Genomic DNA, 15,377 nt, shown 5'->3' with positions numbered 1-15,377 from the left:
CCGAGCGGGATGACCATTGGGACCAGGACCCCGGATAAAGCGCCGCCGGGTAGCCAGCGATTTCCAGGGCAGCGATCTGGTGGGCGGCGGTAATGCCCGATCCGCAGTACACTGCGACGTCGACGGCGTCGTTGACGCCAAAGGCTTCGAAGCGCCGGCGCAGATCGGCGGGTGTCTTGAACCTTTGGTCGGGGGCAAGATTCTCGCTGGTGGGCGCACTCACCGCACCCGGAATGTGGCCGGCTTTGGGGTCGAGTGGTTCCACCTCGCCGCGGAAACGCTCTCCGGCACGCGCGTCCAGCAGCACACCGTGCTCGGCGATGCCCTGCACACCATCGATGTCGGTGACCGGCATTGCACCACTGCCGCCCTCTTCGTCGAGGCCCAGCTCCACCTCGCCGAGGCAGTGCTGTTCCTCGCCCCCTTCAGTCTCGTACCCGGCGTCGACCCAGGCAGCGAGGCCGCCGTCGAGCAGCTGTACCGTGTCGAGACCCGCCCACCGCAGCAACCACCAGAGCCGGGCGGCGGAGGTATTACCTGAATTGTCATAGGCCACCACCACGTCGCCGTCGTTGATGCCCCACTGCCGGGCGGCTTCCTGCAGTTGCTCGAGGCCAGGCAGCGGGTGCCTGCCCTCCCGCGCCGACGGTTCACCGCTCAGTGTGGCTTCGAGGTCAACGTACACGGCGCCGGGGATGTGGGCTGATTGGTAATGACCGTGGCCGTGGGGATCGCCCAACGCCCAGCGGACATCCAGCAGAACCGTCTGCAGGCCGGAGGTCATCCGGTCCCGCAGGGTCTGCACGTCCATCAGAGTCTTCATCAAGATCTCCTTTTAATGTGACCGGCAACACTGCCGGACCTGATGCAATCCAGTCCACCACAGCCCGGGCCGGTACTCCAATCTCGCCGCCAACGACTTTCCGCCCCTCCGTTGGGCGGCCCGGTAGGCTGAACCAGTGAACATCCCGAGCCCCCTCTCCAACCGGTCCTGGGCTGCTGAGGCCATCCGCCGGATCGAGGCTGAAAACAACCGGTCAGCCGACACTCATCTCTACGCGGTCCCCCTGCCTGAACACTGGGGAGTCGACCTGTTCCTGAAGGACGAGTCGACCCACCGGACAGGCAGCCTCAAACACCGATTGGCTCGGTCGCTCTTCCTGTTCGGACTGGTCAACGGCTGGATCAACGAGCATACGACGGTCGTTGAGGCGTCCAGCGGGTCGACGGCGGTTTCCGAAGCGTACTTCGCGCAGCTTCTGGACCTGCCGTTCATCGCTGTGATGACCCGCACCACGAGCAAGGAAAAGATCGACCAGATCGAACAGTATGGCGGCGCCTGCCACTTCGTTGACCACGCCTCCGAGGTTTACGCCGCCGCAGCAGGCCTTGCCGCCACGACTGGCGGCCACTACATGGATCAATTCACTTACGCTGAGCGGGCAACGGACTGGCGTGGCAACAACAACATCGCCGAGTCGATTTTCGGGCAGCTGGCCCTGGAGCAGCATCCGGTTCCCGACTGGATCGTGGTGGGCGCCGGGACGGGCGGCACCAGCGCCACCATCGGGCGTTACATCAGGTACCAGCGCCACCACACCCGGCTGGCCGTGGTCGACCCGGAGAACTCGGCTTTTTATCCGGCCTGGCGTACCCCCGGCACCGCGGCGGCGGGGAGTCCTTCCCGGATTGAGGGCATCGGACGGCCGCGGCTGGAACCAAGTTTTGTACCCGGCGTCATTGACCACATGATTCAGGTCCCCGACGCCGCGTCGGTCGCGGCGATGCGCCACCTACGCCAGCTCACCGGACTGCATGCGGGCCCGTCAACCGGCACCAACCTGTGGGGAGTCTGGGGGCTGATCGCGGACATGGTCGGCCAGGGTCGCCGCGGCAGTATTGTCTCGCTGATGTGCGACGCCGGCACCAGATACACCGGGTCCTACGACGACGACGCCTGGCTGGCAGCGCGGGACCTGGATCCAGCCCCCTACCTGGCAGTGCTGGAGCGCTTCTTTGTCACCGGGAGTTGGCCCGGTGATCCTGCCAGATAGCGGCGGTCTCGGGAACCGGGTAGAACTGAATAATGACTGATTCCCTGGTACTTGGCCCCATGATGCGCTACGTCGATCTGACCTCGGCCAGCATCTGGGTGGAAACCCGCCAGACTGCACGGGTCACGGTGACGGCCGGTGACCAGTCCTGGACTGCCCGGACGTTCGGTGTGCATGGCCACCACTACGCCCTGGTGGAGGCTAACGGTCTGGAACCGGGAAGCGTCACCGCCTACACGGTGTCGATTGATGGGGAGCAGGTGTGGCCCGTGGAAGGGTCAGCGTACCCGCCGTCAATGATTGCGACGCTGACCCCTGACAAGCCCATCAAAATGGCGTTCGGTTCGTGCCGGACCAGTGTCCCCCACAACGAAGCGGGAAACAGTAAACACGGTGTCGATTCGATGCGTGCCTACGCCCTGCAGATGGCCGCGGGAGTGGACGACGTCGCCTGGCCCGATCTGGTGGTGTTCCTGGGCGACCAGGTGTACGCGGATGTGACGAGTGACGCGATGCAGGAGTTCATTAGGGCGCGCCGGGACATTGACGAGGAGCCCGGGGAGGAGCTCAAGGACTATGAGGAGTACGCCCACCTGTACAACCTGGCGTGGTCCGACGACGCCAACCGCTGGCTCCTGTCCACCCTGCCCAGCGCAATGATTTTCGACGACCACGACATTCGGGACGACTGGAACACCTCCCTGGCCTGGAAGCACGCGATGGAGGCTACCTCCTGGTGGCAGGGCCGGATCGTCTCGGGGCTGGCTTCCTACTGGGTGCACCAGCACCTGGGCAATCTTTCACCCGAGCACCGGGACCAGGACGAGATCTGGCAGTTGATCAGCTCGCACGACGGCGAGACGGAACTGGACATCAGCAACGTGCTGGACCAGTTCGCTGACCGGGCCAATCAGGAGCCGTCCACCTACCGGTGGAGCTTTGCCAGGGAAATTGGTGACGTCCGACTGGTGGTCCTGGACTCCCGTGCGGGCCGGGTACTCGACCCCGCCCAGCGGTCAATCCTCGACGACCGGGAAATGAAGTGGCTGGATGGACAAATGCAGGGCGGCTTCCGGCATCTGCTGATCGCCACCTCGCTGCCGTTCCTGCTCCCTGCGGGTTTGCACCACATCGAAGCCTGGAACGAGGCACTCGCCGACGGCGCCTGGGGCAGGTTTGGGGCGAAGATCGGCGAAAAGATGCGGCGCACTGTGGATCTGGAGCACTGGGGTGCGTTCCAGCGAAGCTTCCGACAGGTGGCGACGATGGCGGTTGAGGTGGCAGATGGGAAACGCGGCAAGGCACCCGAAACCGTCACCTTCCTGTCGGGGGACGTGCACTTCTCGTATGTCTCCGAGGTGGAGCGCACCTCCGGGAGCCGGATCATCCAGGCGGTCTGTTCGCCGATCCGCAACCCGCTCCCCCGCGCCATGCGTTTTGCTACCGCCATCCTGTCCTACGGCGTCGCAAGCCCGGTGGGGGCACTGGTGGCCCGGTCGGCGAAGGTGCCGAGTCCGCCCTTCCGCTGGTCCGGGCTGAAAGGCCCCTGGTTCGACAACAACCTGGCCGGCCTCGAAGACGGCCCAGCTGGTCTGCGGTTCTGGTGGGAGCGCGGGGTGGTGGTCGACGGCGACCACCTCTCACCCCGGTTGGAAGAGGTCTCCACGGTGACCGTCTCACCGCGGAACTAGCTCATCACGCGGTTTGAATCCGTCACTGCGTTGGATGTACTGACCGGAGCGGCTGATTGAGTGACTCACCCTCTCCGAGCAAGCACCGGTCTGGCGTTCGCTGGGGGTTCTCCGACCTCGTGGATGCTATGGCCGACGCAAGCCGTCCTGGTTACACTGGCTCGTTCGATGCGAGACACGGTGAACCATCGCATTGCGTTGCGCAGTCGGCACCACCCCACCAGGTACCACTGGCCGTTCGTGGCGGCGAACAGCACTGGCTCAACGTCGCGGGTGGTCGTGGTCTCGTCTCCCGATGTGTAGGAAATGCGGAGTACCCGCTGCTCGGCCATCGCCTCCTCCAGCGCCGACTTGGTTGCGCGCGAAGAGGAGGGAAGCGCGTTGACCCAGACGCGGTGAGCGAGTTCGTCGGCTCGGGCTCGGGTTTTAGGATCGAGGACGTCCATAATCTTCTGGATACCTGCTGCCGCCAGATCGGCGTAGGGGGCATCGGCTGCAGCGGATACGGCTGCCATGAGGGCCACGGCCTGGGCTGGGGACAGGCTGACCGGCGGCAGGGACCCTTCTACAGCCAATCCGTAGCCACCGCCCGGACCTGGGCGGGACCATATCGGCGCACCGCTGTTCTCTAACGCATCGAGGTCTCTCTTGATGGTGCGCACGGATACCTCAAACTCTCTCGCCAACCGCTCAGCGGAAACGCCGCGCGCACCGCTGCGGCGCAACATCTCGGATAATGCATGGAGCCGTTCGACTCGTTTCACAGTTCAGCATCCGACAAATTCATGACATAAATAGTGACACACCGTTGTCTTGGGTGCCTGCGAGGGTTGAGGCATGTCAACTACTATAAGCAATCCGATCATCATTCTCATCGCCGGCCACTGGCTGGGGGCCTGGGCGTGGGATGAAGTCCTTGAACACCTGACCACCGACCACTTTCGTGCGATCGCGGTGACACTGCCCGGTCTTGACGGGGACGATCCCGAGCGTGCGGCGAAGACTCTCGACGATCAGGCCGCAGCGGTCCTGGATGTCATCACCCAACTCGGGATTTCCGAGGATCAGCCCGCAACTCTCGTCGCTCACAGTGGGGCGAACGCCCCCGTCAGCCTCGTCCTTGACCGACACCCTGAGTTGGTTCATCGAGTGGTGTGGGTCGACTCCGGCCCTGTGGCGACGGGAACCGCCTTCGCCCCAGACCTCCCCGGGGAGTTGAAGGAACTTCCGCTGCCGCCCCTCGACGTCCTCGCACAGCAGGCGAGTCTCGAGGGCCTGAGCGCAGAGGTACTCGAGCGTTTCCGGGCCCGGGCCGTCCCCGAACCCGGCCCCGTGCTTCGTCAGCCCGTCGATCTCACGAATGATGCCCGCCGCAAGGTCCGGACCACCCTGGTGTGCTGCTCGATCCCGAGCGCGCAGGTGCTCGAGCTTGCCCGCGCGGGCCATCCCATGTTCGCCGAAGTCCCGACCATCGAGCACCTCGACGTCATTGACCTTCCGACGGGGCATTGGCCTATGTGGAGCCGTCCCCGCGATCTCGCCAGGGCCATTCAGTCAGCGGCTTCTCAACCCGACGCTGCCCTAGATCGTCACGCTCTCACCGGGGGCAAGATGACGGAACTCGGTGCCATATAGGCCTCCGATCCGCGCCAGATGGCCTTCGACCAGCTGCAGACCGGTTTCGTTGAGGAGCGCATCGTGGATCTGGAACGCCCGGGCCGCCCGCACTGAAGTGACGAAATCGATCACTTCGGCTGTCTTGGACCACGGCGCGTGCACCGGCACCAGAACCGTCGATACGTCAACGCCATGCGGGACAATGAATGAATCGCCCGGGTGGTAGAGAGAACCGTCGATGAGGTACCCAATATTGGCCACCATCGGAATATGCGGGTGGATCAGCGCATGCTGACCACCGAAGGTCTGCACCTCAAAACCTGCAACACTGTACCGCTGCTCGGGCTCGGCCGTATGTACCCGGTCCAGGCCACCGGCGTCGAGCCGCTCGGCCAACATACCGGCCACCTTCGCTGGTGCATAGATCAGCAGTGACTGGTCCAGTTGCAACGCCGCCACCACCTTCTCCTCGTCGAAGTGGTCGGCATGCTGATGGGTGATCAGCACCGCGTGTGCCCCCGTCAGTGCCGTCTCGGCCTCCGAGAATGTTCCCGGGTCGATCACGAGCACGGCACCGTCCTTCTCCAACCGGACACAGGCATGAGTGAATTTGGTGAGCTTCATCGCGTCAGCCTACCGCCGACCACCCCGGCAGCAACAGGACCGGCAGCTGAGCGCTGGTAACCTTATTCGCGACAGTCAGTAACACCCGAGCCGTCAGGAGGCGATCCGTCAGTGCCACCAACAGCAGAACCGACAGCACGCAAGGGACCGGAACAACGGGTCACCAAGCAGCGGCTGGCGGTAAGCGCGGCGCTGGATAAGCTCGACGATTTCGTCAGCACCCAGGAGCTTCACCGGCGCCTGCACGAGGCAGGCAACGCGGTGTCACTGGCCACCACCTACCGGATTCTCCAGTCGATGTCCGAAGACGGGTTGGTTGACGTGCTGCGCAACGGCGAAGGCGAAGCCGTCTATCGCCGGTGCGACGCCCCACATCACCATCACCATCTGCTCTGCCGGAGTTGCGGGCGCGCTGTCGAGATCGAAGCGCCAGCTGTTGAGAAATGGGCTGCACGGATTGCTGAAGAGTATGGCTACACCGAGGTGGCCCACACCGTTGAAATTTACGGCCTCTGCCCGGCCTGCACTGCCGGGGCTGCGGGTTAGGCCGGGCGCACCACTGCTGGTGTTGAAGTGGTCGACGCGGTGCGTCTTCCGCGCTGCCAGCTAATTCCCCGGCAGGCGAGGTAGATCACGAAAGAAATTGTGGTCACGTAGGGACTGATGGGGATCCGGCCACCCAGGGCCAGAAGGATCCCGCCGACCACTGACACACAGGCAAAAATCACGCTGAGCAACACCACGATTCGTGGCGACGACGTCACCTTCAGCGCCGCTGCTGCCGGGGTGATGAGCAGGGCCAGGACGAGCAGCGCTCCCACCACCTGAATGGACAGCGCAACCGACACGCCCAGCAGGAACATGAACATGATGGAGAGCCCCCGCACCGGCACGCCGCGAGCCTCGGCGAGGTCGGCGTCGGCGCTGGCAAAGGTGAGCGGCCGCCAAATGGCGAGCAGCGCCACCATCACCGCCACTGCGCAACCCGCCAGCAGGGACAGCTGGACATCATCGACCGAGACAATCTGCCCAGTCAGCAAGCCAAATTTGTTGGCCGCGCGGCCTTCGTACAGCGCCAGGAACAGGATGCCCAGGCCGAGACCGAAGGGCATAATCACACCGATGATCGAGTTCCGGTCCCTCGCTCTGATCCCCATGACGCCGAGGACCACCGCTGCGAGCACTGAACCCACCAGGGATCCGTAGATCACATTCGCCCCGATGAGGAGGGCAAACGCTGCGCCGGCAAACGACAGCTCGGCGATGCCGTGGACGGCGAAGGCGAGATCGCGCATCATCACGAACGTGCCGATCAACCCGCCGAGAAGCCCCAGCACTGCGCCCGCCCAGAGCGAGTTCTGCACCAGAGGAAGCAGATCCGAGTAGTTGTCGAAGTTGAAGATTGCGGTCAGGATCTCCTGCAGGTCCACTGTCAGTGTCCTTCCGCGTGATGGTGGGTGGTGTCATCGGGCAGCCCGACGACGATGATCCGGCCCTTGCTGTGCAGGACCTCGACATTGCTTTTGTAGAGCTCGGACAACACTTCACTGGTCATTACCTCGTGCGGTGCGCCGACCCTGAACTGGCCTTCGGCAAGATAAAGCACCCGGTCGACGTAGTCGATGATCGGGTTGATCTCATGCGTCACGAAAACCACTGCCGACTCGTTGACCCGGCACTGCGAGTTGATCAATCCGCTCACTGCCTGCTGGTGGTGGAGATCAAGGGAGAGCAGCGGTTCATCGCAGAGAAGCACCTGCGGATTGGTCGCGAGGGCCTGGGCTGCGCGCAGCCGCTGTTGCTCTCCCCCGGAAAGCCGCCCGACGGGCGCGTCGGCATAGGATGAGGCACCCACCTTTTCCAGCAGTGCATCGACCGTGGCGCTGTAGTCCCGGCCCCTCCATCTGAGCCCCCACCGGTGACCGTCGACGCCGAGGCCCACCAGGTCACGGGCCCGCAGCGGGGTTTCCGGCGGAAAGGACTTCTGCTGGGGGATGTACCCAATGTCGCGGCTGCCGCGACGCACCGCCGAGCCGTTGACGGTCGCCGAGCCAGAGTCAAGCTGCTGAAGGCCCAGGAGGACCTTCAGGAGACTGGTTTTCCCTGAACCGTTGGGGCCGAGGACAGCGAAAAACTCGCCCTTGCCGATATCGAGGTCAAGATTCTGCCAGAGGACACGGTCGCCGAAGGAGAGCGACGCCGATCGGAGCCGAACCATAGGTTCTGTTTCCGGCCGCTCGGCCGTGCGGTGGTCTTGGGTCAAAGCCAGTAGGTTCATCTCCAGCGAAAAGGTAGGTGGCGTGGCGTTTCCACCATCAGTTGATCAGGGGGCGAGGACGCTCTCGATACCGTCCACATTGGAAGTCATCCAACTCAGGAAGTCTTCCCCCTCAGGCACTGTCTCCGTGAAGTTGACGATTTCCACCCCGGCCTCGTCAGCGGCGTCACGAACGGTCAGGGTCTGGGGACTTTCTGTTTGCTCATTATAGGCAAGGAACGCCAGCGAATCGTCCTCCATGAGGTTCATCATTTCGTTCAGAACGGCAATTGAGACATCCGATCCCTCTTCAATCGCCTCGCTGTAGCCATTCGGCGTGACGTTCTCCAACCCTGCCGCTTCGAGCAGGTAGACGGGGACCGGTTCGGTGATTGCGACAGTTTGGCCTGCGGAGACATCCCCCAGTTCCGAGAGCCGCTCGATCAGGGCGGTGATGCCCGCGTCAAACTCCTCAACATTGGCGCTGTACACCCCGGCGTTGTCGGGATCCAGCGCGGTCAGCTTCTCGCCAATCGCAGCGGCCACGGCCCGCATGGTGTTCAGGTCATACCAGACGTGCTCATTCGCCGAGCCGTGGGCATGTTCCTCTGCCGACTCACCGGCATGTTCCTCTGCCGACTCACCGGCATGTTCGTCCTCACCAGCGTGCTCGCCCTCATCCTCGTGCTCCTCCTCGAAGCCCTCGAAGCCGGACTCGCTGACTGCCGAAATCAGGTAGTCATGGTCCATCTCCACCTCGTCGGCCAGCAGGTGCAGGAACGGGTCGTACCCGCCACCATTCTCGATCAGCAGGTCGGCCTCGGAAACCGCCAGCTTGTCCTGAACGGTCGCCTCGTAGGAGTGCGGGTCCTGCGCCAGGCTGTCAACAATCGAGTTCACCGAGACGTTCTCTCCACCGATGGTCTGCGCGATGTCTCCGTAGACATTGGTGGAGGCAACCACCTGGATCCCGTCCTCGGAGGTGTCGGCTGCAGCATTGCCGCTGTCTGCCTGACCGCAGCCGGTCAGGGCCAGCGCCATCGCTGCTACTCCGAGGAGGCCGGTTGAGGTGAAAAGACGTTGCATGTATCCCTCGATCTACGTGATTAAAACTTGGATCATTAACTCCTGACCCTGAGTCTAACGCAAACGCGAATCATTCGCATATCGAGGGATACGCTGTCGGGGCCGGGTGCCTAGCTAATGCTGCGGTCGAGGCCGAGCTCGTCCACACTGGAGCCAGTCCGCCGGTGTCCCTGATTTTGCGTGGCATCCCGGATCTCTCCGATCAGCTGCTCAATAACATCCTCGAGGAAAAGGACTCCGTGGGTGGCTCCGTCGGGACCCAGTACCCGAGCCAGGTGGGACCCGGTGCGTTGCATGGTGGTCAACGCCGTCTCGATCTCATCATCCATTCTCAGGTTCGCAAGGGTGCGGACCTTGTTTTCAGTAATCGGTTTGGAGTACATCTCCTCGGAAATCGACATGATGTCCTTGAGGTGCATGTACCCGGTGAGGACGTCGTTCTCATCCATCAACACGAACCGCGAGAATCCGGTTCGCCCCACAGTCTTCTCGAACTCTGCTGGGGTGGAGTCCGTCCTGACGCTCACCAGCTCATCCAGCGGCACCATGACCGTCCCGGCAGTCTGGCCCGAGAACTCGAGGGCGCCGGAAATCAGACCGGAGCCGTCGTCAACGAGCCCGTGGCGAGTGGATTCCTGAACGATCGACTGCACTTCCTCAAGGGTGAACGAAGAGGTCACCTCATCCTTCGGCTCAACGCGCATAGCCCGAAGAATATGGTTCGCCAGCCAGTTCAGCGACCCAATAATGGGATTCACCACCCGCGCAATCATCACGAGCGGTGGTGCCAGCAGAAGCGCAGCCTTATCGGCGACGGATACCGAAATGTTCTTCGGGACCATTTCGCCGAACGTGACGTGCAGGAAGGTCACGATCAGCAAGGCGATGGCGAAAGCGATGATGTCAGCGGGTCCCGCAGGGATCCCCACTGATTCAAACGGAACCACCAGGAGGTGATGGATCGCGGGTTCGGCGACCTGCAGGATCAGCAGCGAGCACACGGTGATGCCCAGCTGCGCGCAGGCGAGCATCAACGAGACGTGCTCCATCGCCCAGAGCGTAGTTTTGGCACGCTTGGATCCCTGGTCGGCCAGAGGTTCAATCTGGCTGCGGCGCGCCGACATGACAGCGAATTCGGCGCCAACGAAGAAGGCGTTTCCGATCAACAGGACAATCAGCCATACGATTCCGGCCCAGTCGCTCATCGCTGACCTTCCATTGCGGCGTTTGATACTCCGCCAGTTTCATCTTCAGGGGGCAGCGGGATGAAGCTGACCCGGTCGATTCGACGACCATCCATACGTTCCACCTCAAGGATCCCCTCGGGGACATCGACCCGGTCACCTGGGGCAGCAATCCGCCCCAGCTGGGCCATGATGTACCCGGCGACGGTTTCATAACCAGCCTCGTCGGGTACCGAGAGGTGCGGAATCTGCTCGGTGACCTCGTCCGGACGCATCAGGCCCGGAAAAAACCAGTTACCCGAAGCGCTCTGCAGCACCCCAGGTTTCAGCTTGTCGTGTTCGTCCGAGACCTCGCCGACAATCTCCTCGACCAAATCCTCGAGGGTGACGACGCCGGCAGTGCCGCCGTACTCGTCGAGCACCACCGCCAGCTGAAGATTCGCTTCACGCAGCTCTGCCAGGAGGGAATCCAGGTGTACCGTCTCGGGCACTCGTAGTACCTCGGTCATGATGGTCCCGGCTGGCAGCCCCGCACGCTTGCTGCGGGGAACCGCCACTGCCTTCTTGACGTGGACCACGCCGCGAATGTCGTCGGGTGAGTCAGCTATCAGCGGGAACCGGGAAAAGCCGGTCCGACGGGCCAGGTCGACGACGTCGGCCACGGTTTGATCCGAATCGATCGTTTCCATCCGGATCCGCGGGGTCATGACGTCGGCGGCGGTCCGTTCGGAGAAGCTGAACGTCCGGGCCAGGAAGTTGGCGGTGCCAGCGTCGAGGGTGCCCATCTCAGCCGACCGGCGGACCAGGGAGGAGAGTTCCGAGGGGGTGCGGGCGCCGGAGATTTCCTCTTTCGCTTCCAGTCCAAAGAGGTTCAGGACACGGTTGGAAAAACCGTTCAGCACCACAATCGCCGGTTTGAACACCCCGGTGAAGATCAGCTGGGGCCGCGCCAGCAGCTTGCCGATCTTGAACGGAAGGGCGATCGCCAGGTTTTTCGGAACCAGCTCGCCGATCAGCATTGAAAGCAGGGTGGCGAGTGTCATCGCGATCACCAGCGAGACCGTGCCGAGGATCGCGGCGGGGATACCGATGGCGCTCAGCGGGCCCTGGATCAGGCGGCCGACGGACGGTTCCATGACGTAACCGGTCAGCAGCGTGGTGAGGGTAATTCCCAACTGGCAGCTGGAGAGCTGGGTGGAGAGCGACTTCAGACATTTGAGGAGGGGCACAGCCCCCTTGTCGCCATTGTCAACGGCCCGTTGAACGTAGGTCTGATCCAGCGCCACGAGCGAGAACTCGACCGCGACGAAAAAACCAGTACCAAGGATCAGCAGCAGGCCCGCTATCAGGAAATAGATTTCCACGGTGCACTCACCGCCAGCCGGAACTGATGGGGTAAATCATCCTGGTGGCATCGAAAAGACCCGGGCTCAACCGGTCTAGAAGGCTCCGATAAAGACTCCGCTGAGCTGGCACCGGAAACGCTTGGTCCGTTGGGATCTGGTTCGATGGGGCTCAATACTGCCTGGAGTTGGCGATGGGCATTAATGCGGGGTCTGCCGGCGCAAGTCGACCGTTTTGCGGAAAAATGCCGCGAACGCATCGAGGGCCGGCCCCTAGAGGAACTGTCCATAAGAGCTTCAGTTTACATCAGGGACCGGCCCGCGCTAGTTCTGTTTCTACCAGCTCTGCGGCAGGGGCCGGCCCTCTTCGTAACCTGCGGCCGACTGCACCCCGACCACCGCGTTCTCCCTGAATTCAGCCAGGCTACGTGCCCCCGCGTACGTCATCGAGCTGCGTAGCCCCGCCGTGATCAGGTCCAGAAGATCCTCAACCCCGGGCCGGGCCGGGTCCAGGTACATTTTCGAAGTGGAGATACCCTCCTCGAAGAGGCCCTTCCTGGCTCGCGCGAAAACGTCGTCGCGCTGGGTCCGGTTCTGGACCGCACGAGCGGAGGCCATGCCGAAGCTTTCCTTGTATTGCCTGCCGCTGCTGTCAGTCTGCAGGTCACCAGGGCTCTCATAGGTGCCAGCAAACCAGGAGCCAATCATCACCTGGCTGGCGCCCGCAGCGAGCGCCAGGGCAACGTCGCGTGGATACCTCACACCGCCGTCGGCCCAGACCTGCGCGCCGAGCTCGCGCGCCGCCTCGGAGCATTCGTGGACCGCAGAGAACTGGGGGCGTCCCACCGCGGTCATCATTCGGGTGGTGCACATGGCACCTGGGCCGACTCCCACCTTGACGATGTTGGCGCCGGCCTCCACCAGGTCACGCACCCCATCGGCGCTCACCACGTTTCCCGCGACGATGGGCACTGGCCGCGCGAGGCCGTTGACGACACCTCTGACAGCTCGCAAAGCGTCAATCATCTTTCGCTGGTGGCCGTGGGCGGTGTCCACCACCAGCACGTCCACGCCGGCGTCGAGAAGTTCAGCAGCCTTCGCCTCGACGTCGCCGTTGATGCCCACCGCTGCTGCGACGCGGAGGGAGCCGTTCGCGTCGAGCGCCGGCCGATAGATTGTCGACCTGAGCGCACCGGTGCGGGTCAGGACGCCGAGCAATTCACCGTCACGGGAGACGGGTGCAAGATTGGTGCTCGCCGCGTCGAGTTCCTCGAAGGCGAGTTGCAGTCCCGCCGCGGTGTCGCCCTCGAACCGGGAGGACTCGAACTTGATGAAGCTGGTGCGCATCACCGACTCCAGTGAAGCAAAACGGTCGACCCCTTCACAGTCGGATGCCCGGACTATTCCTACGCAACGATTTTGCTCGTCCACGACCATCACTGCCCCGTGGGAGCGCTTGTTCATCAGGTGCAGCGCATCGATCACCGTGTGCTCCGGCTTCAGGCGCAACGGAGTCTCGTAAACGGCGTCCCGGCTCTTCACCCACTGGGTAACCTCGGCGATGACCGCCGAAGGGATGTCCTGCGGCAATACCGCGAGCCCTCCTCGACGCGCCACCGTTTCCACCATCCGTCGCCCGGTGACAGCCGTCATGTTGGCCACCACCAGGGGAATGGTGGTTCCGGTCGAATCGTCGCTCGCCAGGTCAACATCAAACCGGGAGATCACTTCGGAAGCGGAGGGGACCAGAAAAACGTCCGAATAGGTGAGGTCGGTGGCTGGCTGATTGATAAAACGCATGAGGGTTACTCCTGGATCGGCATCAGCAAAAAGTCTATGTGCTGCACCAGACACTTCGAGCATTCGAGGGATTGGCTTGTTACCTCGGACTGTCATTAGACTGACTGCGGGTCTGTATACAGTTTTATCTCGCTTTAAAACACGCTGCAGGCGACTGAACCGGGCTCAGGGCAACTTACGGAAGAGGCGTATTACTAGTGCCAGAACAACCCAACCACCGTTTACCTGAAGAATTCGGCGGAAACGAGTGGCTTGTCGACGAGTTATACGAAAAGTTCCAGCAGGACCGGAACTCGGTGGACAAGAAATGGTGGACCCTGTTCGATTCCTTCGCGGCCGACGACTCAAAGTCCGAGAACGGCCGCCACACCGCCCCCCGCGCCGCGACAGCCAGCACCAGCAGTGTCGATAACAGCAGTATCGATAACAGCACTGGCGATCTGGGCCACAACCCCGCCACCCGCGAGTTGCCCGTGGTAAACGCCGAATCCAACTCCCCCAAGGCGTCGGGCGAGTCTCCGGCCAGCTTCGAGGAATCGGCAAAGCCGCCGGTTCCCAAAGAGACCCATTCCAAGGCCGAGGTCAGAGCCGAAGACAACGCTGATCGGGCGATCGAAAAGGCAGCCCAGGAAAGAGCCGAAAAGCCCGTGTCCAGGCAGTCAGACAACGCCAAGGCCGAGAAGCCCTCGACGACGCCAATTCCTGCCCAGCTGCCCAAGTCGGACCGGACCACCGACATGGACGAGGACACCGTCAAGGTGCTGCGCGGCCCGGCCAAGGCCATTGCCACAAATATGGACGCCAGCCTGACCGTTCCCACCGCCACGAGTGTTCGTGCCATTCCGGCCAAGCTCCTGATCGACAACCGGGTGGTCATCAACAACCACCTGGCCCGGGCCCGCGGCGGCAAGGTGTCGTTCACCCACATCATCGGGTACGCCATCATCCGGGCGCTGGCCCAGTTCCCGTCCCAGAACGTGTACTACGACGTCGTCGACGGCAAGCCCGCAGCGGTGCAGCCAGCGCACGTAAACTTCGGCCTGGCCATCGACATGCCGAAGCCTGACGGGACCCGCCTGCTGGTGGTGCCCAACATCAAAAAGGCCGAGACAATGAACTTCTCGGACTTCTGGCACGCCTACGAGGAGCTGGTCAAGAAGGCCCGCGGTGGAAAGCTCGGCGCCGACGACTACGCAGGGACAACGGTTTCGCTGACCAACCCGGGCGGGATCGGTACCGTTCACTCGGTGCCGCGCCTCTCCAAGGGCCAAGCCTGCATCATCGGTGCCGGCGCCCTCGAATACCCCGCCGAGTTCCAGGGCTCCAGCGAAAAGACACTCGCTCAGCACGCGATCAGCAAAACCATCACCCTGACCTCAACCTACGACCACCGTGTTATCCAGGGTGCCGGCAGCGGCGAGTTCCTGCGGATCATTCACCAGTTGCTGCTCGGCGAGCAGAACTTCTACGACGAAATCTTCGAAGCCCTGCGGATTCCCTACGAGCCGGTGCGGTGGAGCGCCGACATCCAGGTTGATCCGATGGATGAGATCAACAAGGTTGCCCGCATCCAGCAGCTGATCCACGCGTACCGGGTGCGCGGCCATCTGATGGCCGACACCAACCCGCTGGAGTACGTGCAGCGCAAGCACGCCGACCTCGATGTACGGACCCACGGGTTGACCCTGTGGGATCTGGACCGTGAATGGCCCACCGGCGGG

General features: G+C 62.9%; 14 protein-coding genes (1 of these 14 cut by a window edge). 5 read left to right on the top strand and 9 right to left on the bottom strand.

Going from position 1 to position 15,377, the window contains the following annotated elements:
* A partial coding sequence (locus K728_RS0104090; protein ID WP_024475943.1) for a sulfurtransferase occupies nucleotides 1–823 on the bottom strand: 823 nt, incomplete at its 3' end.
* Between the two features lie 136 nt (nucleotides 824–959).
* Here K728_RS0104090 and K728_RS0104085 point away from each other — a divergent pair.
* Nucleotides 960–2,054 (top strand): PLP-dependent cysteine synthase family protein, encoded by a 1,095-nt coding sequence (locus tag K728_RS0104085; RefSeq protein WP_024475942.1) that lies wholly within the window; start codon nucleotides 960–962, stop codon nucleotides 2,052–2,054.
* 32 nt (nucleotides 2,055–2,086) lie between these two features.
* Nucleotides 2,087–3,745 carry an alkaline phosphatase D family protein gene (locus K728_RS0104080; RefSeq protein WP_035747096.1) on the top strand — a complete coding sequence of 553 codons (1,659 nt, stop codon included), beginning with the start codon at nucleotides 2,087–2,089 and terminating at the stop codon, nucleotides 3,743–3,745.
* Between the two features lie 65 nt (nucleotides 3,746–3,810).
* Here K728_RS0104080 and K728_RS0104075 read toward each other — a convergent pair whose 3' ends face one another.
* Entirely contained in the window at nucleotides 3,811–4,509 is a 699-nt protein-coding gene (locus K728_RS0104075; protein WP_024475940.1) for a helix-turn-helix transcriptional regulator, read from the bottom strand.
* Nucleotides 4,510–4,582: 73 nt separating this feature from the next.
* Between K728_RS0104075 and K728_RS20440 the strand changes: the two genes are divergently transcribed.
* Entirely contained in the window at nucleotides 4,583–5,380 is a 798-nt protein-coding gene (locus K728_RS20440) for an alpha/beta fold hydrolase (RefSeq protein WP_084442813.1), read from the top strand.
* Here K728_RS20440 and K728_RS0104065 read toward each other — a convergent pair.
* Nucleotides 5,327–5,986 carry an MBL fold metallo-hydrolase gene (locus K728_RS0104065; protein WP_024475938.1) on the bottom strand — a complete coding sequence of 220 codons (660 nt, stop codon included), beginning with the start codon at nucleotides 5,984–5,986 and terminating at the stop codon, nucleotides 5,327–5,329. The genes K728_RS20440 and K728_RS0104065 overlap by 54 nt on opposite strands.
* 111 nt (nucleotides 5,987–6,097) lie before the next feature.
* Here K728_RS0104065 and K728_RS0104060 point away from each other — a divergent pair, with 111 nt between their 5' ends.
* Nucleotides 6,098–6,532, top strand: coding sequence for a Fur family transcriptional regulator (locus K728_RS0104060; protein ID WP_019483117.1), 435 nt, complete (start codon nucleotides 6,098–6,100; stop codon nucleotides 6,530–6,532).
* On the opposite strand, the gene K728_RS0104055 is transcribed toward K728_RS0104060, so the two are convergent.
* The 6 genes from K728_RS0104055 to K728_RS0104030 all read right to left on the bottom strand — a co-directional run bounded on the left by K728_RS0104055 (nucleotide 6,529) and on the right by K728_RS0104030 (nucleotide 13,656).
* On the bottom strand, nucleotides 6,529–7,416 hold the full coding sequence (locus K728_RS0104055; RefSeq protein ID WP_024475937.1) for a metal ABC transporter permease: 888 nt from the start codon (nucleotides 7,414–7,416) through the stop codon (nucleotides 6,529–6,531). The genes K728_RS0104060 and K728_RS0104055 overlap by 4 nt on opposite strands.
* A gap of 2 nt (nucleotides 7,417–7,418) precedes the next feature.
* Nucleotides 7,419–8,204 (bottom strand): metal ABC transporter ATP-binding protein, encoded by a 786-nt coding sequence (locus tag K728_RS0104050; RefSeq protein WP_035747101.1) that lies wholly within the window; start codon nucleotides 8,202–8,204, stop codon nucleotides 7,419–7,421.
* A gap of 105 nt (nucleotides 8,205–8,309) precedes the next feature.
* A complete protein-coding gene (locus K728_RS0104045) occupies nucleotides 8,310–9,329 on the bottom strand; it encodes a metal ABC transporter solute-binding protein, Zn/Mn family (RefSeq protein ID WP_024475935.1) in 1,020 nt (339 codons plus the stop codon).
* Between the two features lie 110 nt (nucleotides 9,330–9,439).
* Entirely contained in the window at nucleotides 9,440–10,534 is a 1,095-nt protein-coding gene (locus K728_RS0104040; protein WP_019483113.1) for a hemolysin family protein, read from the bottom strand.
* Nucleotides 10,531–11,877 (bottom strand): hemolysin family protein, encoded by a 1,347-nt coding sequence (locus K728_RS0104035; protein WP_019483112.1) that lies wholly within the window; start codon nucleotides 11,875–11,877, stop codon nucleotides 10,531–10,533. Before K728_RS0104035 ends, K728_RS0104040 begins: the two co-directional genes overlap by 4 nt.
* A 315-nt stretch (nucleotides 11,878–12,192) precedes the next feature.
* Nucleotides 12,193–13,656, bottom strand: coding sequence for a GuaB1 family IMP dehydrogenase-related protein (locus K728_RS0104030; RefSeq protein WP_019483111.1), 1,464 nt, complete (start codon nucleotides 13,654–13,656; stop codon nucleotides 12,193–12,195).
* A gap of 197 nt (nucleotides 13,657–13,853) precedes the next feature.
* On the opposite strand from K728_RS0104030, the gene K728_RS0104025 reads away from it, so the two are divergent.
* On the top strand, nucleotides 13,854–15,377 hold the start of the coding sequence (locus K728_RS0104025; RefSeq protein ID WP_024475934.1) for a multifunctional oxoglutarate decarboxylase/oxoglutarate dehydrogenase thiamine pyrophosphate-binding subunit/dihydrolipoyllysine-residue succinyltransferase subunit. Its footprint extends 2,400 nt past the window's final position; 1,524 of the gene's 3,924 nt are visible here — the first part of the coding sequence; the start codon lies at nucleotides 13,854–13,856; its stop codon lies beyond the right edge, outside the window.

The organism is Arthrobacter sp. CAL618 (assembly GCF_000468215.1).
GTDB lineage: Bacteria > Actinomycetota > Actinomycetes > Actinomycetales > Micrococcaceae > Arthrobacter_D.
The sequence above is the reverse complement of the archived record's forward strand: the minus strand, read 5'-3'. Positions and strand labels throughout refer to the sequence as shown.